At 74.4% G+C, this 25,899-nt stretch carries 30 protein-coding genes; 11 read left to right on the forward strand and 19 right to left on the reverse strand.

From position 1 onward, the window contains the following. Positions 1–41 precede the first annotated feature (41 nt). Positions 42–1,223: a permease gene (locus J2X64_RS15490; protein WP_310156472.1), complete on the forward strand. Its 1,182-nt coding sequence runs from the start codon at positions 42–44 to the stop codon at positions 1,221–1,223. On the opposite strand, the gene J2X64_RS15495 is transcribed toward J2X64_RS15490, so the two are convergent. Further along, a complete protein-coding gene (locus J2X64_RS15495; protein ID WP_310156474.1) occupies positions 1,220–3,001 on the reverse strand; it encodes a chloride channel protein in 1,782 nt (593 codons plus the stop codon). The genes J2X64_RS15490 and J2X64_RS15495 overlap by 4 nt on opposite strands. An 84-nt stretch (positions 3,002–3,085) precedes the next feature. On the opposite strand from J2X64_RS15495, the gene J2X64_RS15500 reads away from it, so the two are divergent. Then, positions 3,086–3,565 (forward strand): MarR family winged helix-turn-helix transcriptional regulator, encoded by a 480-nt coding sequence (locus tag J2X64_RS15500; protein ID WP_310156476.1) that lies wholly within the window; start codon positions 3,086–3,088, stop codon positions 3,563–3,565. A 97-nt stretch (positions 3,566–3,662) separates the two neighbouring features. Here the strand turns inward: J2X64_RS15500 and J2X64_RS15505 are convergent, their stop codons facing one another. From J2X64_RS15505 to J2X64_RS15525, 5 genes are all read right to left on the reverse strand, one after another. Further along, on the reverse strand, positions 3,663–4,253 hold the full coding sequence (locus J2X64_RS15505) for a rhodanese-like domain-containing protein (protein WP_310156477.1): 591 nt from the start codon (positions 4,251–4,253) through the stop codon (positions 3,663–3,665). A 147-nt stretch (positions 4,254–4,400) separates the two neighbouring features. Beyond that, complete coding sequence (locus tag J2X64_RS15510; RefSeq protein WP_310156480.1) at positions 4,401–5,210, reverse strand: sulfite exporter TauE/SafE family protein; 810 nt, start codon at positions 5,208–5,210, stop codon at positions 4,401–4,403. 194 nt (positions 5,211–5,404) lie between these two features. Next, positions 5,405–5,581 carry a hypothetical protein gene (locus J2X64_RS15515; protein WP_310156482.1) on the reverse strand — a complete coding sequence of 59 codons (177 nt, stop codon included), beginning with the start codon at positions 5,579–5,581 and terminating at the stop codon, positions 5,405–5,407. 74 nt (positions 5,582–5,655) lie between these two features. Beyond that, positions 5,656–7,062: an MBL fold metallo-hydrolase gene (locus J2X64_RS15520; RefSeq protein WP_310156484.1), complete on the reverse strand. Its 1,407-nt coding sequence runs from the start codon at positions 7,060–7,062 to the stop codon at positions 5,656–5,658. Between the two features lie 54 nt (positions 7,063–7,116). After that, positions 7,117–7,440 (reverse strand): rhodanese-like domain-containing protein, encoded by a 324-nt coding sequence (locus J2X64_RS15525; protein WP_310156486.1) that lies wholly within the window; start codon positions 7,438–7,440, stop codon positions 7,117–7,119. A 222-nt stretch (positions 7,441–7,662) separates the two neighbouring features. Here J2X64_RS15525 and trxA point away from each other — a divergent pair, with 222 nt between their 5' ends. From trxA to J2X64_RS15545, 4 genes are read left to right on the forward strand one after another with little or no spacing between them, the layout of a single operon-like run. Next, positions 7,663–8,028 carry a thioredoxin gene (gene trxA / locus J2X64_RS15530; protein WP_310156488.1) on the forward strand — a complete coding sequence of 122 codons (366 nt, stop codon included), beginning with the start codon at positions 7,663–7,665 and terminating at the stop codon, positions 8,026–8,028. A gap of 56 nt (positions 8,029–8,084) precedes the next feature. Then, positions 8,085–8,477 carry a DUF302 domain-containing protein gene (locus tag J2X64_RS15535; RefSeq protein ID WP_310156490.1) on the forward strand — a complete coding sequence of 131 codons (393 nt, stop codon included), beginning with the start codon at positions 8,085–8,087 and terminating at the stop codon, positions 8,475–8,477. A 27-nt stretch (positions 8,478–8,504) separates the two neighbouring features. Then, positions 8,505–8,771, forward strand: a complete 267-nt coding sequence (locus J2X64_RS15540; RefSeq protein WP_310156491.1) for a metal-sensitive transcriptional regulator — start codon at positions 8,505–8,507, stop codon at positions 8,769–8,771. Between the two features lie 4 nt (positions 8,772–8,775). Next, complete coding sequence (locus J2X64_RS15545) at positions 8,776–10,056, forward strand: MFS transporter (RefSeq protein ID WP_310156493.1); 1,281 nt, start codon at positions 8,776–8,778, stop codon at positions 10,054–10,056. Here J2X64_RS15545 and J2X64_RS15550 read toward each other — a convergent pair. From J2X64_RS15550 to J2X64_RS15575, 6 genes are read right to left on the reverse strand one after another with little or no spacing between them, the layout of a single operon-like run. After that, positions 10,053–10,523, reverse strand: a complete 471-nt coding sequence (locus J2X64_RS15550) for a MarR family transcriptional regulator (protein ID WP_310156495.1) — start codon at positions 10,521–10,523, stop codon at positions 10,053–10,055. The two genes, J2X64_RS15545 and J2X64_RS15550, sit on opposite strands and share 4 nt — an antisense overlap. A 4-nt stretch (positions 10,524–10,527) precedes the next feature. After that, positions 10,528–11,967 carry an MFS transporter gene (locus J2X64_RS15555; RefSeq protein ID WP_310156496.1) on the reverse strand — a complete coding sequence of 480 codons (1,440 nt, stop codon included), beginning with the start codon at positions 11,965–11,967 and terminating at the stop codon, positions 10,528–10,530. Positions 11,968–12,008: 41 nt separating this feature from the next. Beyond that, positions 12,009–12,587 (reverse strand): isopentenyl-diphosphate Delta-isomerase, encoded by a 579-nt coding sequence (gene idi / locus J2X64_RS15560; RefSeq protein ID WP_310156498.1) that lies wholly within the window; start codon positions 12,585–12,587, stop codon positions 12,009–12,011. Next, entirely contained in the window at positions 12,584–13,654 is a 1,071-nt protein-coding gene (locus tag J2X64_RS15565; protein WP_310156500.1) for an FAD-dependent oxidoreductase, read from the reverse strand. Before J2X64_RS15565 ends, idi begins: the two co-directional genes overlap by 4 nt. Then, positions 13,651–14,181, reverse strand: a complete 531-nt coding sequence (locus tag J2X64_RS15570) for an isoprenylcysteine carboxyl methyltransferase family protein (protein WP_310156502.1) — start codon at positions 14,179–14,181, stop codon at positions 13,651–13,653. Before J2X64_RS15570 ends, J2X64_RS15565 begins: the two co-directional genes overlap by 4 nt. A 7-nt stretch (positions 14,182–14,188) precedes the next feature. Further along, complete coding sequence (locus tag J2X64_RS15575; RefSeq protein ID WP_310156504.1) at positions 14,189–15,298, reverse strand: 3-oxoacyl-[acyl-carrier-protein] synthase III C-terminal domain-containing protein; 1,110 nt, start codon at positions 15,296–15,298, stop codon at positions 14,189–14,191. Positions 15,299–15,416: 118 nt separating this feature from the next. Between J2X64_RS15575 and J2X64_RS15580 the strand changes: the two genes are divergently transcribed. Genes J2X64_RS15580 through J2X64_RS15590 form a run of 3 tightly spaced genes read left to right on the forward strand, consistent with a single transcriptional unit; the run spans position 15,417 to position 17,150 of the window. Next, positions 15,417–16,259, forward strand: coding sequence for a UbiA family prenyltransferase (locus J2X64_RS15580; protein ID WP_310156505.1), 843 nt, complete (start codon positions 15,417–15,419; stop codon positions 16,257–16,259). 52 nt (positions 16,260–16,311) lie between these two features. After that, on the forward strand, positions 16,312–16,629 hold the full coding sequence (locus tag J2X64_RS15585; protein WP_310156507.1) for a metalloregulator ArsR/SmtB family transcription factor: 318 nt from the start codon (positions 16,312–16,314) through the stop codon (positions 16,627–16,629). After that, positions 16,626–17,150, forward strand: a complete 525-nt coding sequence (locus tag J2X64_RS15590) for an SRPBCC family protein (RefSeq protein ID WP_310156509.1) — start codon at positions 16,626–16,628, stop codon at positions 17,148–17,150. The genes J2X64_RS15585 and J2X64_RS15590 overlap by 4 nt, the downstream gene beginning before the upstream one ends. Here J2X64_RS15590 and J2X64_RS15595 read toward each other — a convergent pair. Continuing rightward, the gene (locus J2X64_RS15595) at positions 17,116–17,559 is read right to left on the reverse strand and encodes a hypothetical protein (RefSeq protein WP_310156511.1); all 444 of its coding nucleotides are present in this window, start codon (positions 17,557–17,559) and stop codon (positions 17,116–17,118) included. The genes J2X64_RS15590 and J2X64_RS15595 overlap by 35 nt on opposite strands. Between J2X64_RS15595 and J2X64_RS15600 the strand changes: the two genes are divergently transcribed. Then, a complete protein-coding gene (locus J2X64_RS15600; protein ID WP_310156513.1) occupies positions 17,552–18,424 on the forward strand; it encodes a C40 family peptidase in 873 nt (290 codons plus the stop codon). The genes J2X64_RS15595 and J2X64_RS15600 overlap by 8 nt on opposite strands. Here the strand turns inward: J2X64_RS15600 and J2X64_RS15605 are convergent. Next, complete coding sequence (locus tag J2X64_RS15605) at positions 18,412–18,657, reverse strand: PLD nuclease N-terminal domain-containing protein (RefSeq protein ID WP_310156515.1); 246 nt, start codon at positions 18,655–18,657, stop codon at positions 18,412–18,414. The genes J2X64_RS15600 and J2X64_RS15605 overlap by 13 nt on opposite strands. Before the next feature lie 113 nt (positions 18,658–18,770). Between J2X64_RS15605 and J2X64_RS15610 the strand changes: the two genes are divergently transcribed. Continuing rightward, the gene (locus tag J2X64_RS15610) at positions 18,771–19,751 is read left to right on the forward strand and encodes an NAD-dependent epimerase/dehydratase family protein (RefSeq protein ID WP_310156517.1); all 981 of its coding nucleotides are present in this window, start codon (positions 18,771–18,773) and stop codon (positions 19,749–19,751) included. A gap of 72 nt (positions 19,752–19,823) precedes the next feature. Here the strand turns inward: J2X64_RS15610 and J2X64_RS15615 are convergent, their stop codons facing one another. From J2X64_RS15615 to J2X64_RS15635, 5 genes are read right to left on the reverse strand one after another with little or no spacing between them, the layout of a single operon-like run. Further along, positions 19,824–21,587 (reverse strand): glycoside hydrolase family 15 protein, encoded by a 1,764-nt coding sequence (locus J2X64_RS15615; RefSeq protein ID WP_310156518.1) that lies wholly within the window; start codon positions 21,585–21,587, stop codon positions 19,824–19,826. Continuing rightward, complete coding sequence (locus tag J2X64_RS15620) at positions 21,584–22,696, reverse strand: enolase C-terminal domain-like protein (RefSeq protein ID WP_310156520.1); 1,113 nt, start codon at positions 22,694–22,696, stop codon at positions 21,584–21,586. The genes J2X64_RS15615 and J2X64_RS15620 overlap by 4 nt, the downstream gene beginning before the upstream one ends. Then, positions 22,693–24,483 carry a thiamine pyrophosphate-requiring protein gene (locus J2X64_RS15625; RefSeq protein ID WP_310156522.1) on the reverse strand — a complete coding sequence of 597 codons (1,791 nt, stop codon included), beginning with the start codon at positions 24,481–24,483 and terminating at the stop codon, positions 22,693–22,695. The genes J2X64_RS15620 and J2X64_RS15625 overlap by 4 nt, the downstream gene beginning before the upstream one ends. Beyond that, positions 24,480–24,860, reverse strand: a complete 381-nt coding sequence (locus J2X64_RS15630) for a hypothetical protein (RefSeq protein WP_310156524.1) — start codon at positions 24,858–24,860, stop codon at positions 24,480–24,482. The genes J2X64_RS15625 and J2X64_RS15630 overlap by 4 nt, the downstream gene beginning before the upstream one ends. After that, positions 24,860–25,870 carry an SDR family oxidoreductase gene (locus J2X64_RS15635; protein WP_310156526.1) on the reverse strand — a complete coding sequence of 337 codons (1,011 nt, stop codon included), beginning with the start codon at positions 25,868–25,870 and terminating at the stop codon, positions 24,860–24,862. Before J2X64_RS15635 ends, J2X64_RS15630 begins: the two co-directional genes overlap by 1 nt. Between the last annotated feature and the right edge of the window lie 29 nt (positions 25,871–25,899).

Genomic DNA, 25,899 nt, shown 5'->3' on the forward strand with positions numbered 1-25,899 from the left:
TACCAAAGCGGGTAGTGGACGACGGTGGAGGACGGCGAGTGATGAGCGGCGACGGCGGGATCCTCGGCACGATCGCGGAGCCCGTGGTGATGGCCGCGCGCATGGGGTGGCAGATCCTGTGGCCGCTCATCCTCGGCTTCACGCTGTCCGGCGTGGTGCAGGCCGTCGTGCGGCGCGAGGTGGTGCGCAGGTACCTGGCGGGGGACTCGCCGCGCAACCTCGCCTGGGCGACGGGCCTGGGCGCCGCGTCGTCATCGTGCTCGTATGCCGCCGTCGCCCTGGCCCGTTCCCTGTTCGTCAAGGGCGCGTCGCTGGCGTCGGCGATGGCCTTCGAAATCGCGTCGACGAACCTGGTCCTCGAGCTCGGCATCATCCTCGCCCTCTTCATGGGCTGGCAGTTCACCCTGGCCGAGTTCGTGGGTGGCCCGCTCATGATCGTCCTGGTCGCGGTCGGCTTCCGGCTGTGGCTGCGGGGCCGAGTGGTGGACCGCGCCCGGGAGGAGGCCGAGCGGGGCCGGGCCGGTGCGATGGAGGGCCACGCCAGCATGGACATGTCCGTCCAGGGGGAGGGGTCGTGGTGGCGCCGGCTGGCGTCCCGCGACGGCGTCACGGCCGTGTCGCACTACTTCGTCATGGACTGGGCCTCCGTCATCCGTGACCTCGTGCTGGGGCTGCTGGTGGCGGGGGTCGTGGCCGCGTGGGTGCCGGTCTCGTGGCTGCAGGCGTTCTTCCTCACCGGCAACCCGGTCCTGGCGTCGCTGTGGGGTCCTGTCGCCGGGCCGCTCGTGGCGGTGGTCAGCTTCGTCTGCTCCGTCGGGAACGTGCCCCTGGCAGCGGTGCTGTGGAACGGCGGCATCAGCTTCGGGGGAGTGGTCAGCTTCATCTTCGCCGACCTGCTCATCATCCCCATCCTGCTCATCTACCGCCGTTACTACGGCACGGCCGCCGCCTTGCGCATCTCCGGCGTGTTCTACCTGGCGATGGTCCTGACGGGGTATGCCGTGGAGCTCGTCTTCCGGCCTCTCGGCCTGGTGCCCCACGAGCGCGCGGCCACGGTGACCGAGGCGTCGTTCACGTGGAACTACACGACGTGGCTCAACCTCGTCTTCCTCGTGCTGGCGGCGGTGCTGGTGACCCGCTTCGTGCGCACCGGCGGTGTCCCCATGCTGGCGCAGATGAACGGCTCCGGGGACGGGCACGAGGACGGCGCCCACCGGCACTAGCCGGCGCGCGCTGCTGCCCGGACGGACAGGAGGTCCTGGTAGCCCAGCCAGCCGACGACCGTGCCGTCGGTGTCGACCACCGGTACGGCGCTGAGACCGCTGTGGCGCAACGTCTCTCCAGCCTCGGGCACGAGGTCTGCGGTGCCCACCGTCGTCGGGACCTCGGTGGCGATGGAGGCGGCGGCGCCGTCGTGCAGGCCGTCCGCCAGGGCGTCGAAGACGGCCCGGCTGGTCACGACCCCCACCACCTCGCCGGCAGCGTTCTGCACGGGCAGCACGCCCGCTGGCGACCGGCCGAGCGCCGCGGCGACCTCCGGCAGCCGCGCGGTGTCGGCGACGGGCGCCGGCGCGGGCGACATGACGTCGCGGACGCGGCGGTTGTCGTGCGCGACGGCCTCGGGCGGCGTCCCGAGGTCGACACCCCTCCGCCGCAGCTTGAGCGTGTAGATGGTGTCGCGGCTGATGGCGTGGCTGACGCCGGTGGCGAGCACGATCGCAGTCATGAGCGGCAGGATGATGGAGTACTCGCCGGTCAGCTCGAACAGGATCACGACTGCGGTGATGGGGGCGCGGGCCGCGCCGGCGAAGGCCGCGCCCATGCCGATGAGCCCGTAGGCGCCCACCGGACCCGAGCTCGCCGGTGCCACGAGGTGCACCACCTCGCCGAAGGCGGTGCCGAGCATCGCCCCGATGAACAGGCTGGGGGCGAAGACCCCACCCGAGCCGCCGATCCCGATCGTCAGGCTGGTGGCCACCATCTTCCCCACGAGGAGCAGCAGCAGGAAGCCCACGGCATACCGGCCGTCGATGGCCGCGCCGAGCACCGGGTAGCCGACGCCGTACATCTGCGGCAGCACGAGGAGGAGCAGCCCGAGGGCGACACCACCGACCGCGGGGCGCAGCCACTCCGGACCACGCCAGAGCGCGTCGCAGGCGTCCTCGATGGCGTAGAGGACCCGGGTGAACCCGACGCCGACGAGGCCGGCGAGCAGGCCGAGCGCGGCGAAGAGGAGGTACTCGTGGGCCCCGTGCACGCTGAAGGCCGGGAGCCTCAGGAAGGGCACGTCGCCGAGCACCGCCCGCCCGATCACGCTCGAGGTGACCGAGGCCAGCACGACCATGCCGAAGGCCTCGGCGGTGAAGTCGGCGAGGATCAGCTCCATCGCGAAGAAGACGCCGGCGAGCGGGGCGTTGAACGTCGCGCTGATGCCGGCCGCGGCCCCGCAGGCCACGAGCACACGCAGTCGCGGCTCGGTCAGCCGGCCGATGCGGCCGACGGTGGAGCCCAGGGCGGAGCCGATCTGGACGATCGGACCCTCCCGGCCCACCGAGCCCCCGCCGCCGATGCACAGGGCCGACGCCAGGGCCTTGACCGCGGCGACCTGCGGGGCGATGCGCCCGCCCCGGTGGGCCACGGCATACATGACCTCGGGCACGCCGTGCCCCCGTGCCTCACGGGCGAAGGCGTGGACCAGGGGGCCGTAGAGCAGCCCGGCGACCACGGGTGCGAGGACGACGAACCAGGGACCCAGCGCCGGCAGGTGGGGGTTCGCCGATCCCGCGGCGGCGGCGTAGTCGGAGTGCCCGGTGAACAGGCGGGTGAAGGTGCCGATGAGCCACCGGAAGAGCACGGCGAAGAGGGCGGCCAGCGCACCGACGCCGAGGGAGAGTGCGAGAAGGGCCGTGCTCGAGGTCCGCAGCCAGATGCCGAGCCGCTCGGTGGGGACGAACCCCAGGCGTCGGCGGGAGGAGGGGGCGAAGGTCGCGGCTGACGGCATGAGTTGCATTGTGCAAGAATTGACCTGAGCAATGCAAAACCGACCCCTTCCGTGGCCGGACCCGGCGTGTGGGGAGAATGGACCGTGCCTGCTGACGACGCCGAGGTCGACGATCTCGTGACCGCGCTGCTGACCGCCTCCCGTGTTCTGGTGGGCGTGTCGGCGCGGTCGCTCGCGGACCTCGACGAGTCCGTGACGGTGACGCAGTTCCGGGTGCTCGTCGTCCTCCGCGGTCACGGCGAGACGCGCCTGAACCGGCTCGCCGAGCGCCTGGGCGTGACGCCGTCGACCGCTCTGCGCACCGTGGACCGGCTCATCGCGGCCGACCTCGTCACCCGGCGGGAGAACGACCTCGACCGGCGCGAGGTGGTCATCGACCTGACCGACCGCGGCGGCCAGGTCGTCGACGAGGTGACCGAGCGGCGGCGCTCGGCCATCCGAAGCATCGTCCAGACCATGCCCCGGGCTGAGGCCGCGCAGCTCGTCCAGGCGCTGACCGCGTTCGCGGCAGCTGCCGAGGAGCCTGCGGCCGCGCTCGACGCCGCCACCGTCTGGGGCTGGTGAGGGACGGCGCGGTGCGTGCCGGGGCAGGTCCCCGGTCGCCCGGGGCCCGCCTGGTCCGCACGCCCGCAGACGCCTCGGTTCGGCCGCGGCCCCGCCCTCAGTCGCGCAGCGCGTCCAGCACAGCGGCCAGGTCGGGGCTGTTGCGCCGGTTGTACGGCAGCCTGGACAGGGCCATGCCCATGAGGCAGCTGTCCGTGAGCGCTGCGCCGACCAGCCCGCCGCCGACCGCGGCCGAGACCCACTTCGTCCAGGGGGCGACGACGCTGGCGAGCACGCCGGTCAGCACGATGCCGCCGGCCACGAGCCGTACCTGTCGCTCGAGCTCCCAGGTCCCGGCGCCCCGGGTCAGTGGGCCGCCGGCGGACTCCCACGCCGTGACACCGCCCGTGAGGACGTGCACGTTGCCGGGCCCGGCCGCGGTGAGCAGGCCCTCGGCCTGGCCGGCCCTGGCGCCAGAACGGCAGATGAGGACCACGTCCTCGTCGAGGTGGCGTCGCAGCTCCTCGCGGTGCTCGCGGAGCAGGTCCAGCGGCACGTTGTAGGAGCCCGGGATGTGGGCCGTCGTGAACTCGGCCGGCGTGCGCACGTCGAGGAGGCGCGGGGCGTCGTCGCCCTCGAGCCACTCGCGCAGGGCGGGGGCGTCCAGGGCCGTCGGGCGGCCGGTGGTGGTGGTGGAGGAGGAGGTCATGGGTCCTTCGCGGGTCGGGGTTTCTGCGGGGTGGTCGTGCCGGATGGGTGGCAGGGCGGGATGGGTGAGCGCGACATGCGTGGAGCGCAGGATGGATGGCGGCGCCGCAGGGGCCGGGCGCCCGACGCCCGAGGTCGGGCCGCTGGCTCAGAACAGGCTGGGGACGCTGCGGGCCGCCGTGTACAGCGCGACGGCGACCAGGAGCACGGCGAACGCGCGGGTGAGGTGCCGCGGCGCGACGCGGGCTGCGACGCGCCCGCCCACGAGGCTGCCGGCAACTGCCGCCGCGGTGAAGGCGAGGATCACGCCCCAGTCGAGCGACATCCCGCTGCCGGCCCGGGCCCCCAGCGCCGTGGCACTGTTGACGGCGATGACGAGCAGCGAGGTCCCCACGGCGACGGGCATGGGGAAGGCCAGGGCGAGCACGAGGGCCGGGACGAGGGCGAAGCCGCCGCCCACCCCGAAGAAGCCGGTGAGCAGGCCGACGGCCGTTGCCGTGACGACGACCTTGGCGACGCGCGGGCAGGCGCAGGTGAGGGGTCGCAGGGTGAGCATGGGCTCGGTCGCCGTCCCGTCCTCGGCGTCGTCGGCGTGCGCACGACGCAGCGACCGCCGGAGCATGAGGGTCGCGACGATGAGCATGAGGGCGGCGAACGCCGAGAGCAGGACGGCGGGGCGCACGTGGGTCGCCAGCGCCGAGCCGGCGACCGACCCTGCGGTGCCGAGTGCGCCGAAGGCGAGCCCCTGCCCGAACCGGACGTTGCCGCGGCGGGCGTGGGGCAGCATCGCGATCAGCGAGGTGATGCCGACGATCAGCAGGGAGCTGGTCGTGGCCTGCCTGGGGTCCTGCCCCAGCACGTACACGAGGGCGGGGACGGTGAGGATCGAGCCGCCGCCACCCAGTGCGCCCAGGGACAGGCCGATGAGCAGCCCGACGGGCAGGACGAGCGGTGACATGTCAGGGACTCCTTGATGGGGTGCCGGAGACAGGGGTGGGGGGATGTCCCCTGTCCCCGGCGAGGTGCGCCCACGGGTCCGGCCGGGGGGAGCCGGGTGGGCGCGACCGGACGCTGCGAAGGGGTGCCGGCGCCCGGTGCAACGGGACTGTCGAGCGGCTGCTCGCTGCGGGGTCGGTCGGCCCCGCAGCGGGGTCAGCGGCTGAACAGTCGGGACAGGAAGCCGCCGCCGGACGCGGCCGCCTTCTCGGCATCGCTGTGTCCGGCGCAGCGGTCGGCGCGGGGGACGCCGGCCATGACCTGGTCGACGTGCTGGCCGCAGCCGGCCCAGGTGGTCTTGCCGCAGACCTTGCAGTTGACGGGACGGCACATGGTGGTTCTCCTTCGAGAGTGGTGGTGTGGGGACGGTTCGTGGATGCGGACGGGTGGTGGGGCGTGGTGCCCGGTCAGGCGGCCGACGCCATCGGGAGGCCGGCGGCCGCGGCGTTCTCGCCGAAGCTGTCGTCGACGGCCACCACGGGAACCTTGCGCGCTGCGAGCACGGAGGCTGCGATGGACGCGCGGTAGCCGCCGGCGCAGTGCACCCACACCTCGCCGGCGGGGACCTCGTCGAGGCGCTCCAGCAGCTCGTGCAGGGGGATGTTCACGGCGCCCTCGATGTGGCCCTCGTCGAACTCGTTGACGCGGCGGACGTCGAGGACCTGGACGCGTCGGTGGTGGCGGACCTGTGCGAGGTCGGCGAACACGGCGCGCTCGAAGCTTCCGAGCTCTTCGTCGGTCCAGTCCTCGGGGGTCCCCGTGGCGGCGCCCTCGAGCCGGTCGATGCCGATGCGGACCAGCTCCCGCTGAGCCTCGGCGACCTGCTCGGGCGAGTCGCCCAGCAGGGTCAGGGGAGTGCCCCTTGGGATGAGCCAGCCGAGGTAGGTCGCGAACTGGCCGTCGAGGCCGAAGTTGAGGGTCCCGGTCACGTGGCCGGCGGCGAAGGCGGTCCGGGTCCGCAGGTCCACGACCCACTCGCCGGCCCGGATGCGGGCCGCGAGGGTCTCCTTGTCGGCGGTCGCGGGCGCGTCGAGGTCGGGGGCGCCCGGGCCGCTGCTGTTGGCCGGTCCCATGTGCACGTAGTACGCGGGGTACGCGTCGAGCCCGGCGAGGGTGTCCGCGACCCACTTCTCCTCGGCCTGGGTCAGGGCGGGGTTCTGCCGCTTCTCCGCGCCGATCGTCGACGCGGTCGTGTCCCCGGTGGACCCGGCCGAGCAGAACGAGCCGAAGCCGTGGGTGGGCAGCACGTGGGTGTGCTCGGGCAGCTCGTCCGCGAGCCGGTGGGCCGAGGCGAATTGGTGGTGGACCAGGGCGTCGGTGTGGTCGTGCCCGAGCAGGTCCGGGCGTCCGGTGGCGCCGAAGAGGAGCGACCCGCCGGTGAACACGCCGACCGGGTCGAAGACCTCGCCCGGCGCGGCCGCGGACTCCAGCGCGTAGGACAGGTGCGTGTAGGTGTGGCCCGGCGTGGCGATCGCGCGCACCCGCAGGGTGGGGGAGACCTCGACGAGGTCGCCGTCGCTGATGGGAGTGCGGTCGTAGCTGACGTCATCGGCTGCGTTGACGTGGTATGCCGCGCCCGTCGCCCGGGCGAGGGCGAGGCCGCCGGTGACGTAGTCGTTGTGGATGTGCGTCTCGAAGACGTGCGTGATGGTGACGCCCGCCTCGGCTGCCAGGGCCAGGACCCGGTCGATGTCGCGCTGCGGGTCCACGACGACGGCCACCGAGCCGTCGTGCGCGAGGTAGGAGCGGTCGCCGAGGGTGGGGGTGTCGATCGGCACGATGACCGGGGTGCTCACGGTCGTGTCCGTGTTCATGGGATGTCCTTCGGGGTGTGGCGGTTCAGGGTCGGGAGGCTGGGGTGCGGTCTGTCACGCGACCTGCGGCCGGGTGCCCGTGATGACCGGGCGGCCCGAGCGGGCCCAGGCGGAGGTTCCGCCGGCCACGGACCAGGCGTCGAAACCGGCGCGGCGCAGGTAGTCGGTCATCGCGCCGCTGCGGTTGCCGGTCGCACAGATGACGTAGAGCGGCCGGCTGCGGTCCAGCTCGGACGTGCGCGACGGGAGCTGTCCCATCGGCACCAGCACGGCGCCGGGGACGTGCCCGCCGACGTACTCGCCGGGCTCGCGGACGTCGATGACGGTGGCGCCGTCCGCGTGGGCGGCGGCGAAGGTGTCGAGGGCGACCTCGGACATCGGAGAACTCCTTCAGGTGAGGGGGAGATACCTAGTGGGGTATCCGACGAGACGCAACCGTAGTACCCTCGGGGGTATTCCAGTCAAATCGAGTCCGGGCGTGTCGAGCCGCCCGGACGCCTTGGGGCACAAGGAGTGGGGCAGCGGGGAATGTTCTCCCGCGCGCCTCGGTTACATACCCCAGCCGGTATCGGCGAAACACTTCCGACACAGGAGAGAGACATGAGCACCCAGACCCTCATCGGTGCCAACTTCGAGGCCACCATCACCGGGAACGACATCGTCCTCGTGGACTTCTGGGCCGCCTGGTGCGGCCCGTGCCGCCAGTTCGCGCCCGTCTTCGAGGCCGCCTCGGAGCAGAACCCCGACATCGTCTTCGGCAAGGTCGACACCGAGGCCGAGCAGGCGCTCGCCGCGGCGGCGAGCATCACGTCCATCCCCACCCTCATGGCCTTCCGGGACGGCATCCTCGTGTTCGCCCAGCCCGGCGCCCTGCCGGCCTCCGCGCTGGACCAGGTGATCGCCGGCGTGCGAGGCCTGGACATGGACGACGTCCGCGCCCAGGTCGCCGCACAGCAGACCGCCTGAGCCGGCCGGCTCGCCCGACCCGATCGACCGACCGAACGACGACAAGGAGAACCGACATGGGCTACGCACTGAGCGCAACCGTCACGCAGGCCTTCGCCCCGACCCTCGAGGCCACCCGGGCCGCGCTGGCGGAGCAGGGTTTCGGCGTGCTGACCGAGATCGACCTCGCCGCGACCCTCAAGGCCAAGATCGACGTCGACATCGCCCCGCAGGTCATCCTGGGGGCCTGCCGGCCGCCGCTGGCCCACGCGGCGCTCTCGGCGGAGCCGTCCATCGGCCTGCTCCTGCCGTGCAACGTCGTCGTTCGGGCGGTCGACGAGGGCACGACCCTCGTCGAGGCCATGGACCCCCAGGTCATGGTCGCCCTCACGGACAACGCCGAGCTCGGCGGTGTCGCCGACGACGCGCGTGAGAGGCTCACCGCGGCGCTGGCCTCGCTCACCGACTGACCCTTCGCACCAACCCAGGAGACCCCCATGGTCACTCTCAACAGCGACGACATGACCCCCGTCATCAACCGGCTGCGCCGCGCGCAGGGCCAGATCGGCGGCGTCATCCGCCTCATCGAGGAGGGCCGTGACTGCAAGGACGTCGTCACCCAGCTCGCCGCGGTGAACCGGGCGCTCGACCGGGCCGGTTTCGCCATCGTCTCCTCGGGCATGCGGGAGTGCCTGACGTCGCCCGACGGCATCAACGCCGAGGACCAGGCGACGATGGAGAAGCTCTTCCTCACCCTCGCCTGACCCGGTGACGTCCCCCGCCGCCCCCGAGACAGCTCAGGACGGGTCGCCGGCACCTCGGCTCGGGCTGCGTGCCAACGCGGCCCAGTTCACCCTGCTGGTCGCCGTCAACGCCCTCGTGGGCGGCATGCTCGGCCAGGAGCGCACGGTGCTGCCGCTCCTGGCCGGCCAGGTCTTCGGGCTGCACGCCCACACCGCGGCCCTGACGTTCATCGTCGCCTTCGGCCTGTCCAAGGCCGTGGCCAACTACGCCGCCGGCGCGTGGTCGGACCGCCACGGCCGCAAGCCCGTGCTCGTCGCGGGCTGGCTGGTGGCCGTGCCGGTGCCGCTGCTCCTGATCTGGGCCCCCACCTGGTGGTGGGTCGTCGCGGCCAACGTCCTGCTCGGCATCAGCCAGGGACTGACGTGGTCGACCACCGTCGTCATGAAGATCGACCTCGCCGGCCCGGCCCGCCGCGGGCTGGCCATGGGGCTGAACGAGGCCGCCGGCTACGGTGCGGTCGCCGCGACCGCCCTGGCCACCGGCTGGATCGCGGCCCGCGCCGGCCTGCGCCCGGAGCCGTTCCTGCTCGGCATCGCGTTCGCCGCGCTCGGCCTCGGGCTCTCGAGCCTGGCCGTGCGCGAGACGCACCACCACGCCCGGCGCGAGGCGCTCACGGACGGCGCTCCCTCGAGGAGCGAGCTGTCAGACCGGGAGGTCTTCGCCAGGACGAGCTGGCGCGACCGGACGCTGTCGGCTGCGAGCCAGGCGGGGCTCGTCAACAACCTCAACGACGGGCTGGCGTGGGGGCTGTTCCCCGTGCTGTTCGCCGGTGCAGGGCTGTCCGTCGGCCGGATCGGCTGGCTGGCCGCGACGTACCCGGCCGTGTGGGGCCTCGGCCAGGTCGCCACGGGTGCGCTGTCGGACCGCTGGGGCCGTCGCGGCTTCATCGTGGCCGGCATGCTCGTGCAGGCGCTGGCGCTCGGGCTGGTCGCAGCGGCCGACAGCTTCGGCTGGTGGCTGGTGGCCACCGCGCTGCTCGGTGCCGCTACCGCCATGGTCTACCCCACGCTGCTGGCCGTCATCGGCGACGTGGCCCACCCTGCCTGGCGGGCACGGTCCGTCGGTGTCTACCGCCTGTGGCGCGACGGCGGCTTCGCCGTCGGCGCGCTGCTCGCCGGGGTGCTCGCGGACGTGTGGGGGATCAGGGCGGCCGTGCTGGCCGTCGCGGTGCTCACCGCGGCGTCCGGCGTCGTGGCCCGGGTCCGGATGGCCCCCTCCACCGCTGGCGCGGGGGCGCGAGCCTAGGCGTCGTCCGTGCCGTCGGTCTGCTCCTCGAGCAGGTCCACGAGCCGGTCCAGCACGGGCAGCGCGCGGCCCAGGACCTCCTGGTCGGCGGCGGGCAGGGCCTCGACGGCGGCCGCCAGCGACGTGCCGTTGACCTGTCGCCAGGAGGCCACGTGGGCCGCGCCGGCAGGCGTCAGCGAGTACTCCACCGCGCGCTTGTCGGCGGCGCTGGCGGCGCGCTCCAGCATCCCCGCGGTGGCCAGCGTGTTGGCCAGGGTGCTCACGGAGTTGGGAGCCAGGCGCAGCGCCTGTGCGAGCTCGCCCGGCCGCGACCCCGGCCGCTCCTCCACCACGCTCAGCAGCTCGAGCTGGGCGACGCTGAGCGGCAGGGTGGGGAGGTTCGCGCGTGCGGCCCGGCGCATGGCGCGGCGCAGGCGGGCGACGAGGTCCGCGAAGGTCAAGGTCAGGTCCGGCCCGGCTGCACCCATGGCGTCAGGCTCCCACGCCGTCAGGGCACCCCGCCGCTGTGCCCGGCTGCCGGGACCCCGCGGTGAGCGCGAGGAGCAGGCAGGCCACCGCCAGGGCGCCCAGGACCAGCGGTGCCCCGGCCCAGCCCCGGGCCTCGCCGACGCGCACGCCCAGGGCGGCGAGCGCGACCCCGACCGAGGTGCCGAGCGCCCGGGCCACGTTGATCATGCCGCCGGTGACGGCGGACGCCTCGGGCGGGATCGCGGTCATCACCATGGCGTTGTTGGCGGGCAGGACGAGGCCGAGGCTCGCCCCGCTGAGGACGAGCAGGGCGGCGACGGGGCCGGGGGAGGACCAGGTGAGGCACTGCAGGACCGCGCTCGCGGCCGCGACCAGGGCGCCGAGGCGCACGCGGGTCGCGTTGCCCATCGATCGCCCGACGCGCGCCCCGAACAGCGCGGTGAGGGCGAAGCCCACCGGCAGGCAGGTCAGCACGAGCCCGCCGCGGCCCACGCCCGCGCCCCAGGCGTGGAACACCTGCGGGTACAGCACCAGCGGGGCGAAGAGCGCGAGGTAGCCGAGGAGGGCGCCGACCAGCCCGGCGCCGATCCCGGACTCGCGGACCCTCGCGGGGGAGACGAGGGGTGCCTGCACCCGCTGCTCGACCTGCCAGAACGCCGTCATGGTCGCGACGGCCACCACGGCGGCGAGGCCCACGGCGACCCACAGGGGGTGGGGCTCGGCGAGCTGGGCCAGCACCCAGAGCGCCAGGAGCGTGCTCACCCCCAGCAGGGCGGCGCCCCTGAGGTCGCCGCGCTCCCGCTCGAGCAGGTCGCGGCTGCGGGGCAGCAGCAGCAGGCCGGTGACGATGGCCACCGCGCCGATGGGGACGTTGACCCAGAACACCCACCGCCAGCCGAGGCCCTCGACGAGCACGCCGCCCAGCGCCGGGCCGGCGGCCAGCCCGAGGGCCTGTGCCGCGGCCTGCACGCTGAGGGCGGCGCGGACGCGGCTGCGGTCGACGCTGCGCACCACGAGCGCGACGCTGTTGGCCTGCAGGAGCGCGGCAGCCAGGCCCTGGACCGCCCGGGCCGCGACCAGCCACCCCAGCGTCGGGGCGAACCCGCAGGCGGCCGAGGCCAGCGTGAACAGGCCGAACCCGTAGACGTAGAGCAGCTTGCGGCCCCGCGCATCGGACCAGCGGCCCACGGGGACGAGCGCGACCGCCAGCACGCCGAGGTAGGCCAGCGACACCCACTGGACCTGCGCCAGGGGAGCCCCGAAGTCCGACCCCATCCGGGGGAAGGCCAGGGCGACGATGCTGGCGTCGAGCTGGCCCATGAACGCGCCCAGGCAGACCGCCAGCACGGCCGCCCACGGGGCGCGCGGGTGCTCGCGGACCCAGTCGGGCCGAGCCACCTCGGTGCCCAGACGCCTGCGGAACCGTCGCCACGCTGCTGCCACGATGTCAGTCTGTCACAGACAGATGTATGCCGGGAGCTCGCTCAGGTCCGGGCGGCCGGCGGGAGCTGTGCGGCGTCGCCCTCCGGCCACGCCGCCGGGACGGGTCCGAGGCGGGTCAGCTCGCGCACCTGCTCGTGGCACCACACGGACACCTCGCGCCGGCCGGACAGCACGTCGTCGGCGAACTCCTGCCACGGCACCCATGTGGTGTCGGCGACCTCGTCGAGGAGCGGCGCCAGCGAACGGTCGGCGAGCTCGCCGGCATACACGGGGCACCACTCGTCCTCCACCACGCCGTCCATCTCCGCGCGGTAGGTGAACCGGGGGAGGACCAGGCGCAGCGAGACCGGCTGGGTGCCGAGCTCGTCCCGCGCCCGGCGCGCCACCGCCTGCGGCAGCGGCTCGCCCGGCGCGGGGTGCCCGCAGACCGAGTTGGTCCACAGGCCCGGGAAGGTGGCCTTCCCGAGGGCGCGGCGCGTGACCAGCAGGGCGCCGTCGGGGGCGAAGAGGTATGCCGAGAACGCCAGGTGCCGCGGCGTCGAGCCGTGGTGCACCGCCGCCTTGGGCATCGTGCCGACGGCGTTCCCGCGCTCGTCGAGCAGGACCACGACCTCGGTCACGCCGCCCGCCCGAGCTCGTTGACGGCGGCCGAGAACACCCATGGTGCCGCGGCGGCGGCCGGGACCAGCGCCCGGCGGACCAGGCGCGGGCGGGTCGACTGGCGCAGGGCCCCGGTCAGCAGCGAGCAGCGCCAGGTGGCTGCCACCCAGCCTCGCTCGTATTGCGAGGGTCGCCCGGCCACGACGGCCGCCACCGCGGCGCGCGCCTGGGCGAGGCCGAGGGAGATGCCCTCGCCGGTGAGGGCATCGACGTAGCCGGCGGCGTCGCCGACGAGCAGCACCCGCCCGGCCACGCGACGACGGCTGCGCTGGCGCAGCGGTCCCGCGCCGGCGACGGCGGAGACAGCCTCACAGCGGGCGAGCCGCTCGAGCAGCGGCCGGAACCCGGTGAGGTGCTCGCTCAACGGTGCGCGGTGGTCGCTCAGGACCGCGACCCCGACCACGTCGTCGGCGACGGGGGTGACGTACGCCTCGGCGCGGGCACCCCAGAGGACGTCGACGTGGTCGGACCACGGTGCGACCCGGAAGTGCTGCCGCTGCCCGAACCGTGGCCGCCCGCCCACCGGGTGGTCGAGCCGCAGCAGCCGCCGGGTCGGCGAGTGCAGGCCGTCGGCGGCGAGGACGTTGCGGGCGGCAAGGGTCGCCCCGGCGGTGCCGTGGTGCCCGCGGGTGCGGACCTCGACGCGGTCGGCGTGCTGGTCGAGCCCGTCGAGCGCCAGCGGGAGGACCTCGACCCCGGCGCGGGCGACCTGCGCCGAGAGGCGGTCGTGCAGCTCGGTGCGGCGGACCCCGAGACCGGTGCCTGCGCGGAAGTCGGCGACGGCGCTCGCGGTCGGGCCGAGGTAGCGGATGCCGCGGAACGCGTGACCGTCCGGTTCGACCCCCAGCTCGGCCAGGGCCGCCACCCCACCGGGCATCAGCCCCTCGCCGCAGGCCTTGTCGACGGGGCCGCTACGCGGCTCCAGGACCTGCACCGTGAGGCCGTGCCGCGCGGCATACAGGGCACAGCCGAGCCCCACGGGCCCGCCGCCCACGACGAGCACGTCCACCGGGCTGCCGCCGGTCATGCGGGGACCTGCTCCGGGCGCAGCGCCCGGTCCTCCACGCGGATGCGCACCGTCAGCAGCGCCGCGTTCAGCACCGTGAACGCCACGGCCGTCACCCAGGCGCTGTGCACGAGGGGGAGCGCGAACCCCTCCACGACGACCGCCACGTAGTTGGGGTGGCGCAGGAAGCGGTACGGGCCGCCGCTGACGAGGGGAAGGCCGGGCACCACGATGACCCGGGTGTTCCACTGCGGTCCCAAGGTGGTGATGCACCACCAGCGCAGTCCCTGCGACGCCAGGGCCAGGACGAGCATCGGCCAGCCGAGCGCCGGCACGAACGGCCGGTCCGCGACCAGGACCTCCACGAGCGCCCCCACGAGGAGGGCCGTGTGCAGCGCCACCATCGCGGGGAAGTGGCCGCGCCCGAACTCGACCCCGCCACGGCGGAACGCCCAGTCGGCGTGCCGACGGGAGACGACGAGCTCGGCCAGGCGCTCGAGGCCGACCGCGACGACGAGGGCCGCGTAGAGCAGCTGGGAGGTGTCCACGCCAGCCTCAGCCCGCGGCCCGCAGGAGCACCATCTCGAGGCAGAAGCCGGGACCCATGGCCATGAGCATGCCGTACGACCCGGGTGCCGGCGGCCGCTCGCGCAGGGTGTCCGCGAGGACGTGCAGCACCGAGGCCGACGAGAGGTTGCCGATCCGGTCCAGCGACCGCCAGGTCACGCCGAGCGCGTCGTCCGGCACCTCGAGGGCGTCCTCCATGGCCTCGAGCACCTTCGGGCCGCCGGGGTGCGCGACCCAGAAGCCGATGTCCGCCCGGGTGAGGGCGTGGTCGGCGAGGAAGCCGTCGACGTCGGCACGCAGGTGGGTGCGCACGAGCTCGGGCACCTCGACGCCGAGGACGATCCGCAGCCCGGTGGCGCCGATGTCCCAGCCCATCGCGCGCTCGCTGTCGGGGTAGAGGCGGCTGCGCGTCGACAGCACCCGCACGTCGGGGCGTCCCCGGCCGCTGTCCTCGCCGTCCTCGTCGTCGCCGGTGGGCCCGGCCCCAGCCCGGCCCGAGCCGAGCAGGACGACGGCCGCGGCGCCGTCGCCGAACAGGCCGCTGGCGACGAGGTTCGCGGTCGAGGTGTCGTCGTGCTGGACCGTCAGGCTGCACAGCTCGACCGACAGCAGCACCGCGACGTCGTCCGGGTGGCCCAGCAGGTGGTCGTGCACGCGCGCGACGCCCGCAGCACCGGCGACGCAGCCCAGCCCGACGACGGGCACCCGCTTCACGTCGGGTCGCAGGCCGATCCGGGCCGCGATCCGCGCGTCGAGGGACGGCACGGCGAGGCCGGTCACGGTCGTGGAGAGGATGAGGTCGACATCGGCCGGCGTGAGGTCCGCGTCCTTGAGCGCGTCCACGACGGCCTGCGACCCGAGCTCGACCGCCGCCGCGATGAACGCGTCGTTGCTCTCACCGAAGTCGCGCAGCCCGGCATACCGCTCCAGGGGGAGGGCGAGGTGGCGCTGGCTGACCCCGGCGTTGGCGTGGATCCGCTCGAGCAGGGCGCGGTCCACGCCCCTGGCGCCGAGCATGTCGGCGAGGGCGGCGGTGACCTCGGCCTGGGGGTACCGGTGGTCGGGGAGCACTCCGGCGACTGAGGCGATTCGGGTCACCGCACGAGCGTAGGCACACCCGCAACGGGTGCGCCTCACGAGGCGTCGTGATCGTCGCCACGACCGGTGGTGACGACGAGCGCGGTCGTCCCCGCACCCTCGCCCCTAGGGTGGGGCCGTGCCCGAGCGACCAGGACGCGACGCGTCGGCTTCGGCATCCCCCGCTCCCGTCCTCGGGCTGGTGCGCGCGTGCCACCCCGGCCCGACGCTCGCGGTGACAGTCCTCACCGCCCTGCTCGCCGTGGCGCTGGGGACTCCGAGGCCGGCCCTGCTGCTCGTGACGGGGGCGGTCCTCGCCGGGCAGCTCACCATCGGGTGGTCGAACGACGTCATCGACGCCGCCCGCGACCGCACCGTCGGGCGGCCGGACAAGCCCGTGGCGAGCGGGCAGGTGGCCGAGTCGGTGGTGCGGTCCGCGATCGGCGTCGCCGGCGTGGCCTGCGTGGTGCTGTCCCTCGCGTGCGGCTGGCGCTCGGCGCTCGTGCACCTGGGGTTGGGGGTGGCGTCGGGGTGGGCGTACAACCTCGGCCTCAAGCGCACCGCCTGGTCCGCGGTGCCGTATGCCGTGGCCTTCGGCGCGCTGCCGGCGGTCGTGTCCCTGGCGGGGCCGGGGCGGGAGTGGCCGCCGCCGTGGATGGTCCTCACCGGCGCGCTGCTCGGTGTCGGGGCGCACCTGCTCAACGCGCTGCCGGACCTCGCCGACGACGCCGTGACGGGCGTGCACGGCCTGCCGCAGCGCCTCGGGGCAGGCCGGGTCCGCGTCGTGGCGGCGGTCGTGCTGCTGGCCGGCTCGGTGGTGGCGACGTTCGGGCCTGCGGGGGTCGCGCCGGCCTGGGCGCTGCTCGGGCTGGGCCTGTGCGTGGTCCTTGCGGTGGCGACCGTGGCCCTGCGCGGACGGCTGCCGTTCGTTGCCGCTGTCGGCATCGCGCTGGTCGACGTGGTGGCCCTGGTCCTGCGCTGAGGTGTTGTGTGTACCCTTGCGGTTACGTAACGGAACGGGTACGGTCGGTGGCATGGACGCGGTGATGCAGGCGCTGGCCGACCCCAGCCGCAGGACGGTGCTCGACATCCTGCGCGACCACCCCGCGACGGCCGGTGAGCTGGCCGACGCGCTGCCGATCGCCCGGCCCGGCGTCTCGCGGCACCTGCGGGTGCTGCGGGAGGCCGGGCTGGTCGACGTGCGGCAGGAGGCGCAGCGGCGCATCTACACCCTGCGCCCCGAGGCGCTCGCGCCCGTCGACGAGTGGCTCGAGGGCTACCGGATCCTGTGGCAGCACCGGCTCGACGCCCTGCACACCGAGATCGCACGAGGGAAGAAGGCACGACGATGACCATCCTGGGGACGACGAGGGCACTGGACGACACCCGAGGGGCGGTGCGGGTCGAGGACGTCTTCGACACCGACATCGACGATCTGTGGGCGGCCTGCACCGAGCCGGAGCGGCTGGCGCGCTGGATCGCCGAGGTCTCGGGCGACCTGCGAGAGGGAGGGACGGCGCACGCGGTGTTCACGAGCACCTGGACGGGCGCGGTCACCATCGAGGTGTGCGAGGCGCCGCGCCACCTGCTCCTCACCACGGCACCGGGCACCGACGAGGAGGGCCAGGTCGAGGCCTGGCTCACCCCCGAGGGAGACCGGACGCGTTTGGTGGTGGAGGAGCGTGGCCTCCCTGTGGGCGCCCTGCACTTCTACGGCGCCGGCTGGCAGGTCCACCTCGAGGACCTCGCACGATCGCTGGCCACCGGTGGGTCGGCGCACCCCGGCGGCTGGTCCTCCGAGGAGGCCGCCCCGGAGTGGCACGCGCGCTGGCAGGAGCTCACGCCGGCATACGAAGCGGCCCCGCAGGGCTGAGGCAGGGACCGGAGGACCTCCGGCACTGACGCCGCCGCCCCGGTCGACGGGACGGTGGGGGAGTGAAGACGGGTGTCCGCACGGGCCGAGGCGGTCGGCCGGGGCTGCGTGCGCTGCTGACGGCGCTGTCCGCGGTGGCGCTCACGGCGTGCGCCACGACGTCGGCGCCCTCGTCCACGACGGCGTCAGGGACCAGCTCGACCACCTCGCCGTCGTCGACGGCGAGGCCGACGGGCCCCACGAGCGCGACGTCGTCGCCGAGCCCGTCCACCACGACGACTCCCACGAAACCGACCCCTCGGCCGCCCACCGCGACCACGCCACGCACCACGACCGGCACGCCACGGCCGTCGACGGCACACCCCGTCCGTGCCGGGCAGCCGGCGTGGGTCGTGGTCTCGGTGGCCACGCTGTGGCACTCGCCCTCGTCACCGCGGGCCGTCGACTCGCGGGCCCTTCGCGCCCCCGCCGACGTCCGCGGGTGGCTGGCCGGGATGACCCTCGCCGACCGCAGGGGACTGCAGGGGCGCGCGGAGACGCAGTCGCTGCTCGGCGACCGGGTGCTCGTCACGGCAGTGAGCGGCACGTGGGCCGCGGTCGTGGCACCCGACCAGCCGACGCCGAAGGACTCCCGGGGCTACCCGGGCTGGGTGCCGGTGCGCCAGCTGAGCGCGGTGGCCCCGCGGTCGGGCACGCAAGCCGCCACGGTCGTGGCCCCCACGGCCTGGCTGCGCGGCGACGATGCGGCGGCCGCCCGCGTCGTCGAGGTGAGCTTCGGCACCCGGCTGCCGGTGCTGGGCACCACCGGCGGGCTCGTGCGGGTGGCGCTCCCGGGCGGTCTCGTCCGGCGGGTGGACCCGGCGGCCGTGGTGCGGACGACGACGACGGGCCGTGCGCTGCCGGGCACGGGTGCGTCGGTCGTGGCGTCGGCGAGGGCGTTCACCGGGCTGCCGTACCTGTGGGCCGGCCGCTCCGGCTTCGGGTTCGACTGCTCGGGCCTGACCTCGCTGGTCTACCGCGTCCACGGCGTGCGGATCCCGCGCGACGCCGACGCGCAGGCGCCCGCAGGACGCCGCGTCGCGTCCGCCTCGATGGCACCCGGCGACCTGCTCTTCTACGCCACCTCGAGCGGCTACGTGCACCACGTGTCGATGTATGCCGGGTCCGGCCTCATGGTCCAGTCGCCGGCGACCGGGCAGAGCGTCCAGACCATCCCCGTCGCGACGCCCGCGTATGCCGTGCAGCTCGCGGGTGTGCGCCGCTACGTGCCCTGACGGCGCCCCCAGCGGAAGTAGGCGAGCGGCACGGCGCCGAACGCGTTGACCACCACGATGGCAAGGGCCCAGCGCCACTTGGGACCGCGGACCTGCGCGGCCGGGCGCCGTGCCAGGTCGGCGAGCGCGACCACCTTGAGGACTGCCTCGACCGACCCTCCGACGACGACGACGCGTCGCGCCCCCGGGCTGAGCTCGTTCCACTTCCTCGACCTGCTCCTGGACCTGGCCACGCCACCACGATGCGCCGGGTGGCCTCGCGGGGGCAAGGGCCGGACGGGTGGTTGCCGGGCCACGTCGGCACGTCGCGCGAGCCACATCCGCACGGCGCCCGTAGGGTCGCAGGATGAAGGTCGTCGTCATCGGTGGTACCGGCCACATCGGAACGTTCCTCGTCCCGCGCCTCGTGCGCGCCGGCCACGAGGTGGTCGTCCTCAGCCGCGGGACCCGGGAGCCGTATGCCGTTGCGCCCGAGTGGGAGCAGGTCGAGCGCATCGCCGTCGACCGGGAGGCCGAGGACCGCGACGGGTCGTTCCCCGACCGGGTCGCGGACCTCGGACCGGACGCCGTCGTCGACCTGGTCTGCTTCACGGTCGAGTCCGCGTCGGCGCTGGTCGAGCGGCTGCGCGGGCAGGTCGGGCACCTCGTGCACTGCGGCTCGGTGTGGCGTTTCGGCCCGAGCCGCAAGCTGCCGATCCGCGAGGACGGCGCGGCGGCAGGCCCGCCCACCGACGAGTACGGCATCGCGAAGGACGCCATCGCCCGCCTGCTCGAGGAGGAGACGGCCTCGGGAGGCCTGGTCACCACCTCGCTCCACCCCGGGCACATCACCGGTCCCGGCTGGGCGCCGATCGGGCCGCTCGGCAACCTCGACCCCGGCGTGTGGCGCACCCTGTCCGCCGGGGAGCCGCTCGCCGTCCCCGGCAGCGGCGCCGAGCTGCTGCACCACGTCCACGCCGACGACGTTGCCCAGGCGTTCGAGCTCGCGGTCACGCACCGCGACGCGGCGTCGGGGGAGTCGTTCAACGTCGTCGCGCCCAGCGCCCTGACCGTGCGCGGGTACGCCGAGATCGCGGCGGGGTGGTTCGGCCAGGAGGTGACCCTGCAGCCGCAGACCTGGGAGGACTTCCGCGCGATCACGACGGACGAGCACGCCGACACCAGCTGGGCCCACCTGAACCGCAGCCAGTACCTCGCGATCGACAAGGCACGCGGCCTGCTCGGCTGGCACCCCCGGTACGAGCCCGAGGACGCGGCGCTGGAGGCGGTGCGGTGGCTGGTCGAGCAGGGCCAGATGGAGGTCGCGAACCCGTTGCGGGAGCCATAGGCGCGCAGGCCCGATGACCGGCCGGCGCCGCCTGCCGGCGACGAGGTGCCGGCGACGAGGTGCCGGGCCCCCTCAGCGGCCGAGGACTCCGGCGGTCTCGAGCAGCATCGCGTGGGTGAACGCCTGCGGCAGGTTGCCCCGCAGCTGTCGCTGCTGGACGTCGTACTCCTCGGCATACAGCCCCGGTGGGCCGCACGCGGCCCGGTTGCGCTCGAACCAGCGCACGGCCTCGACGTCGTCACCCTGCTGGTGCAGCGCCAGTGCCATCATCAGCCCGCACATCGTGAACGCGCCCTGGCTCACCCCGATCCGCTCGTCGCCGTCGTCCCCGTCGAAGAAGCGGTACAGGTAGCCGTCCTCGACGAGCTCGCGCCGCACGACCTCGAGCGTCCGCTGCGTGCGCGGGTCGTCCGCAGGTAGGGCGCCCCGCACCGGCGGCAGCAGCAGGGCCGCGTCGGGACCGGTCACGTCCTGCGCCCGCTGCCACGACCCGTCGGGCGCGAGGCAGCGCTGCGTGGTGTGGTGCAGGACCTTCGCGGCGAGCTCGTCCCACCGGGACGCCTGGGCTCGGGGGGCGTGGCGCGCCACCGCACGAAGGCCGGCGACGCAGGCGAGGCGCGAGTGCGTCCACCAGTGGTCGTCCAGCTCCCAGATGCCGGCGTCGGGCTCGTCCCAGGCCGTCTCCACGTGCTGCACGAGCACCTCGACCGCCCGCCACCCGTCGCCGTCGAGGCGGTCGAGGGAGGCGGCGCGCTCGTACATGAGCAGCAGCTCGCCGAACTCGTCGAGCTGGGTCTGGCCGCGCACCCAGTTCCCGACCACGTCGGTGCCACCGGGGTAGCCGGGGAGGTCCAGGCGCCGCTCGTGCGGCAGGCCGGAGCCGTCGACCCGGTATGCCGGGCGCAGCGGGCCGCCGTCGAGGACCCTCTCGGTGGCGAAGCGGACCGCGCTGTCGAGCAGCTCCGGCCGGCCGACTGCGCTGGACCCCATGGCGACGTAGGCCTGGTCGCGCAGCCAGACGTAGCGGTAGTCGTAGGAGTTGGACTCGTCGGCCTTCTCCGGCAGGCCCAGCGTGGCCGCCGCCACCATGCCCCCTCCGGGGTGCGTCATGCCGCACAGGACGGCATAGGAGTGCCGGGCGTCGCGGGGTGCCGCGGTGTGCCCGAAGGCGTCCGGCACCCGCTCCTGCCACGCCGCGGTCGTCCGGTCCCAGAGCCGGTCCGGCGGGACGGCAGGGCCGTCGTCGAGCCGGCCGAGCTCGAGGACGAGGTCGTGGTGCTCGCCGGGGGCCACGGACAGGTGCGCGCGCAGCCGCCCGTCGGCGTCGACGACCGCGTCGGGGGCGCCCCGCCAGCGCATCCGGTGCTCGCCGACCGTGGCCGTCCAGCTGCCGTCGTCGTGACGGCGCAGGTCGCGCCACGGCTCCCTCCCGAAGCCCGCGCGCAGGTCCAGCACGACGCGGACGTCGGCGCGGTCGGCCACCGCGTCGACCCGGCGCAGGAGCACGACGGTGTCGGGGTCACCCGGGTAGGCGAGGGCCTCGCGGCACTCGATCTCGGTGCTCGGCGTCACCCAGCGGTCACGCCACACCAGGGTCCCGGGCTCGTAGTAGCCGCCCCACACGCACGGCTCCACCGGCGTCACGGCATACCCGCCCTCGCCGCCCACCAGCGATGCGAGCACCGCGTCGCTGTCCCACCGCGGCGCACACAGCCACACGACGTCGCCGCGCGGCCCGACGAGCGCGCCCCGGTGCCCGTCGGCGAGCAGGGCGTAGTCGCGCAGCGAGTGGGGCGGGAACTCGGCCCACAGCGGCGGCCCGTCCGGGGAGCTCACGAGGCCACCCGCAGCCGGTCGACGGCGTCCTCGTCGACGACGAGGCCGTGGCCGGGGCGGTCCGGCTGGGGACGGACGCTGCCACCCGCGGGGTCGAGGGTCCCCGCGAACACCTCCCGCTCGAACCGCACGTGGTCGTGGAACCACTCCAGGTGCCGCACGTTCGGGGTGGCGGCGGCCACCGGTGCGTGCAGGTGCGGTGCGCAGTGGGCGGACACCTCCAGGTGGTGCGCCGCGGCGACTGCCGCCGCGCGGAGCCACTCCGTCCAGCCGCCACAGCGGGTGGCGTCGACCTGGAGGCAGTCGACGGCGCCGGCGCGGCACATGGTCTCGAAGTAGCCGATGTCGGTGCCGTACTCGCCCGCGGCGACGTCGGCGTCGACCAGCTGCCGCACGAGGGCCAGGCCGGCGAGGTCGTCCGAGGACACGGGCTCCTCGAACCACGTGACGGCGGCACCGGCCTCCTGGGCGGCCTCGAACGCGCGCACGGCCTCCTTGGCGGAGTAGGCGCCGTTCGCGTCGACGTAGAGCTCGGCGTCGGCGCCGACGGTGTCCCGGGCCAGGCGCATGCGCTCCACGTCCCGGGTGTGGGCGGCGCCGCCGGGGCGCCCGATCTTGAGCTTCACGCGGGGGATCCCCTGGTCGTGCACCCACGACCCGAGCTGGTCGGCGAGCCGGTCGTCGTCGTAGCTGGTGAAGCCGCCACTGCCGTAGACGTCGACCTCGTCGTGGACCCGCCCCAGCAGGTCCGTGGCGGCGACCCCCAGCAGCCGCGCGTGGAGGTCCCACAGGGCGACGTCCACGGCCGACACGGCATACCCCACGGCGCCGGCCCGGGTGGCGTTGCGGACGGCGCGCACCATCGCGAGCCAGGAACCGGGCACCCCTGATGCCGGGCGGCCCACGACGACCGGCGCGAGCAGCTCGTCGACGAGCGCGGCGCAGGCCGCGGGGCCGTAGGTCCAGCCCGTGCCGGTCACGCCCGCGGCGTGGGCGCGGACCAGGACCATGGTGGTGGCGTCCCAGCGCGCGGTTCCGTCGGTCTCCTCGTCGGCGTCGACCGGCAGCCGCAGGGCGACCGCCTCGAGTCCCTCCACTGCCGGGCTCACGCGTGACCTCCCGGGAGGACCTCCTTGGCCTTGGTGCGGATGCCCTCGCGCAGGACGCCCCAACGGTCCTCGTCGCCGCGGAGCAGCGCTGCCGCGGAGTTCTTCACCTGCTCGAACGTGGCGTGCGGCGGGATGGGCGGGACGTCCGGGTCGGTGTGCACGTCGAGCAGCGTCGGACGGTCGGCGGCCAGGGCCTCCTCCCACGCCGGGCCGAGCTCGTCGGGCGAGGTGACGGTGCGGGCGGCGAGGCCCAGGCTCGCGGCGAAGGCGGCGTAGTCGACGTCGGGCAGCGTCTGCGACTCGGGGAACTTGGGGGAGCCGCCCATGGCGCGCATCTCCCACGTCACCTGGTTGAGGTCGTTGTTGTGCAGGACGGCGACGACGAGCCGCGGGTCGGACCACTGCTCCCAGTAGCGCTTGACCGTGATGAGCTCGGCGAGCCCGTTCATCTGCATCGCGCCGTCCCCGGCGAAGACGATGACCGGCCGGTCGGGGCAGGCGAACTTCGCGCCGATGCCGTACGGCACGCCCGGGCCCATGGTCGCCAGCGTCCCGGAGAGGGAGCCGCGCATGTCGTCACGGAACCGCAGCTGCCGGGCGTACCAGTTGGCCGAGGAGCCCGAGTCGGCCGCGACGATGGCGTTCGAGGGGAGCCGGCTCGACAGCTCGGCGAAGAGCTTCATCGGGTTCACCGGCTCGGCCGGCACCTCGGCCTCCTTCGCCATCGTCTCCCACCAGGACGCGACGCCCTTCTCGATGTCCTCGCGCCACGACCCGCGCTCGCGCGGCTTCAGCAGCGGGATGAGCGCGCGCAGCGTCGTCGCGGCGTCGCCGACGAGGTTGAGCTCGGTCGGGTAGCGCATCCCGATCCGGCCCGCGTCGACGTCGATCTGCACGGCGCGTGCCTTGCCGAGCTCGGGCAGGAACTGGGTGTACGGGAAACTCGAGCCGACGATGAGCAGCGTGTCGCAGTCCTGCATGAGCTCGTAGCTCGGGCGCGTGCCCAACAGGCCGATCGACCCGGTCACGAACGGCAGGTCGTCGGACAGGACGTCCTTGCCCAGCAACGGTTTCGCGACACCGGCCTGCAGCAGCTCGGCCACCTGTGTGACCTCCGCACGGGCACCGCGCGCGCCCTGCCCGACGAGCATGGCGACCCGTTCGCCGGAGTTCAGGATCTCGGCCGCCTCCTGCAGCGCCGCGTCGTCCGGCGCCACCGTCGGCCACCGGACGCCCAGCGAGGACGGCACCATCTTGAACTCGTGGCTCGGCGGTGTGTACTCGAGCTCCTGGACGTCCGAGGGGATGATGATGGCGGTCGGCGCCTGGGCCGACATGGCCGTCCGGATGGCCCGGTCGAGGACGTTGGGCAGCTGCTCGGGGACGTTGACCGTCTCGACGAAGTCGGAAGCGACGTCCTTGTAGAGGGTCGCGAGGTCGACCTCCTGCTGGTACGACCCGCCCATGGCCGAGCGCGCCGTCTGCCCCACGATCGCCACGACCGGCACGTGGTCGAGCTTGGCGTCGTAGAGGCCGTTGAGCAGGTGGATGGCGCCGGGGCCGGACGTCGCGGTGCAGACGCCGAGGCGCCCGGAGAACTTGGCGTAGCCGACGGCCTCGAACGCGGCCATCTCCTCGTGCCGCGCCTGGACGAACGCGGGGGCGTCGTCGGCCCGCGCCCAGGCGGCGAGCAGCCCGTTGATGCCGTCCCCGGCATACCCGAAGACGTGGTCGACCCCCCACTCGCGCAGCCTGGCGAGGACGTAGTCGGCAGTGGTCTGGCTCATGGGTACCTCCTGTGGCGTGGACGGGGGACGAGGGCGTAGGTGGAGAGGGCCGAGGTGAAGGCGCTGGCCGCGCTCGCCAGGGCGACGGGGCGGTGACGGGGTGAGGCGGCCGCGAGGGCTGCCATCGACAGTCCGTGTACCCCGTCCACGGCAGCGGTACGCCTGCCGACGCGGGCGAGCTCGCCCTCCGGGGCCAGGCACAGCACCAGCCCCTGCGCCACGAGTCGTGCGCCGAGGACCCGGGTGACCGGCACCTCTGCGGTGGCGGGACTGCGTCCGGACACCAGCCTCAGCAGGCGCCGCGTGGCGAGCAGGTATGCCGCGCCCTGGGCCACCGTGAGCACCCCCAGGGCCCGCAGGGGGAGTGGCGCCGGCATCACGCGCTCCGGCGCGCCCAGGCCCCGAGCCCGGCGGTGACGACAGCCGCCCCGACCGCGCCGAGGAGGCCGTGGTGGTGGGACGCCCAGAGCTGCACGGACCGGTCCTTGGACTTGCCGTCGAAGATGCCGTGCGTGCCGAAGTCCCTGCCGTCGCGGCCGTCCGCCGGATCCCAGAGGTTCACCGGCTGGTCGGGGTCGCGCGGCTGGTCGGTCTGCTGGGAGTCGTAGCCGGTCCGGCCGAGGTAGCGGTCCAGCAGCCCGGGCACGATGGCGTTCGCCGCCAGGGTCGCAGCGGTGCTGGAGCCGACCCAGTACTCGCGCCGGCGGGGGTGGTGGGCGGCGTACACGACTGCGCGGGCCGCGACCTCCGGCTGGTAGATGGGCGGCACGGGCTGGGCGTGCCGCGGCAGGCGGGACAGCACCCAGCCGAACTGCGGGGTGTTCACCGCCGGCATCTGCACCATGGTCACCCGCACGTGGCTGCGCTCGTGCAGCAGCTCGCAGCGCAGCGACTCGTTGAAGCCCTGGATGGCGTGCTTGGCCCCGCAGTAGGCGCTCTGGAGCGGGATGCCCCGGTAGGCGAGGGCCGAGCCGACCTGGACGATGGTGCCGCGGTCCCGGGGCCGCATCCGCTTGAGGGCGGACATCGTGCCGTGGACGAAGCCGAGGTACGACACCTCGGTGACGCGACGGAACTCGTCGGCGGTGATCTCGTGGAACGGCGCGAAGACGGACGTGAACGCGACGTTCACCCAGACGTCGATGGGTCCCAGCCTGGCCTCGACGGTCTCGGCCGCCTCCTCGACGGCCGCGGCGTCCGCGACGTCGACCGACAGGGTCAGGGGCTTCCCACCGGCCGCCTCGACCTCCCGGGCGACCCCGTCCAGGCCGTCCTTCCCGCGAGCGAGGAGGGCGACTCGTGCGCCCTCTGCCGCGAACGCGACTGCTGTGGCCCGGCCGATCCCCGCCGTGGCGCCGGTGACGACGACTGTCTGCGATGAGGGCATGTCATCGATGCAACGACAACGGTGCCCGA

The sequence above is a fragment of the Phycicoccus sp. 3266 genome, from assembly GCF_031456495.1.
Lineage (GTDB): Bacteria > Actinomycetota > Actinomycetes > Actinomycetales > Dermatophilaceae > Pedococcus.

What these genes read in the sequence shown, in the direction of transcription:
- J2X64_RS15510 (WP_310156480.1), bottom strand. Translation starts at nt 5,210, where the DNA reads ATGTCACCGCTCGTCCTGCCCGTCGGGCTGCTCATCGGCCTGTCCCTG.
- J2X64_RS15505 (WP_310156477.1), bottom strand. Translation starts at nt 4,253, where the DNA reads ATGACCTCCTCCTCCACCACCACCACCGGCCGCCCGACGGCCCTGGAC.
- J2X64_RS15590 (WP_310156509.1), top strand. Translation starts at nt 16,626, where the DNA reads ATGACCATCCTGGGGACGACGAGGGCACTGGACGACACCCGAGGGGCG.
- J2X64_RS15565 (WP_310156500.1), bottom strand. Translation starts at nt 13,654, where the DNA reads ATGACCGGCGGCAGCCCGGTGGACGTGCTCGTCGTGGGCGGCGGGCCC.
- trxA (WP_310156488.1), top strand. Translation starts at nt 7,663, where the DNA reads ATGAGCACCCAGACCCTCATCGGTGCCAACTTCGAGGCCACCATCACC.
- J2X64_RS15635 (WP_310156526.1), bottom strand. Translation starts at nt 25,870, where the DNA reads ATGCCCTCATCGCAGACAGTCGTCGTCACCGGCGCCACGGCGGGGATC.
- J2X64_RS15550 (WP_310156495.1), bottom strand. Translation starts at nt 10,523, where the DNA reads ATGGGTGCAGCCGGGCCGGACCTGACCTTGACCTTCGCGGACCTCGTC.
- J2X64_RS15625 (WP_310156522.1), bottom strand. Translation starts at nt 24,483, where the DNA reads ATGAGCCAGACCACTGCCGACTACGTCCTCGCCAGGCTGCGCGAGTGG.
- J2X64_RS15610 (WP_310156517.1), top strand. Translation starts at nt 18,771, where the DNA reads ATGAAGGTCGTCGTCATCGGTGGTACCGGCCACATCGGAACGTTCCTC.
- J2X64_RS15585 (WP_310156507.1), top strand. Translation starts at nt 16,312, where the DNA reads ATGGACGCGGTGATGCAGGCGCTGGCCGACCCCAGCCGCAGGACGGTG.
- J2X64_RS15630 (WP_310156524.1), bottom strand. Translation starts at nt 24,860, where the DNA reads ATGCCGGCGCCACTCCCCCTGCGGGCCCTGGGGGTGCTCACGGTGGCC.
- J2X64_RS15515 (WP_310156482.1), bottom strand. Translation starts at nt 5,581, where the DNA reads ATGTGCCGTCCCGTCAACTGCAAGGTCTGCGGCAAGACCACCTGGGCC.
- J2X64_RS15495 (WP_310156474.1), bottom strand. Translation starts at nt 3,001, where the DNA reads ATGCCGTCAGCCGCGACCTTCGCCCCCTCCTCCCGCCGACGCCTGGGG.
- J2X64_RS15520 (WP_310156484.1), bottom strand. Translation starts at nt 7,062, where the DNA reads ATGAACACGGACACGACCGTGAGCACCCCGGTCATCGTGCCGATCGAC.
- J2X64_RS15535 (WP_310156490.1), top strand. Translation starts at nt 8,085, where the DNA reads ATGGGCTACGCACTGAGCGCAACCGTCACGCAGGCCTTCGCCCCGACC.
- J2X64_RS15540 (WP_310156491.1), top strand. Translation starts at nt 8,505, where the DNA reads ATGGTCACTCTCAACAGCGACGACATGACCCCCGTCATCAACCGGCTG.
- J2X64_RS15490 (WP_310156472.1), top strand. Translation starts at nt 42, where the DNA reads ATGAGCGGCGACGGCGGGATCCTCGGCACGATCGCGGAGCCCGTGGTG.
- J2X64_RS15525 (WP_310156486.1), bottom strand. Translation starts at nt 7,440, where the DNA reads ATGTCCGAGGTCGCCCTCGACACCTTCGCCGCCGCCCACGCGGACGGC.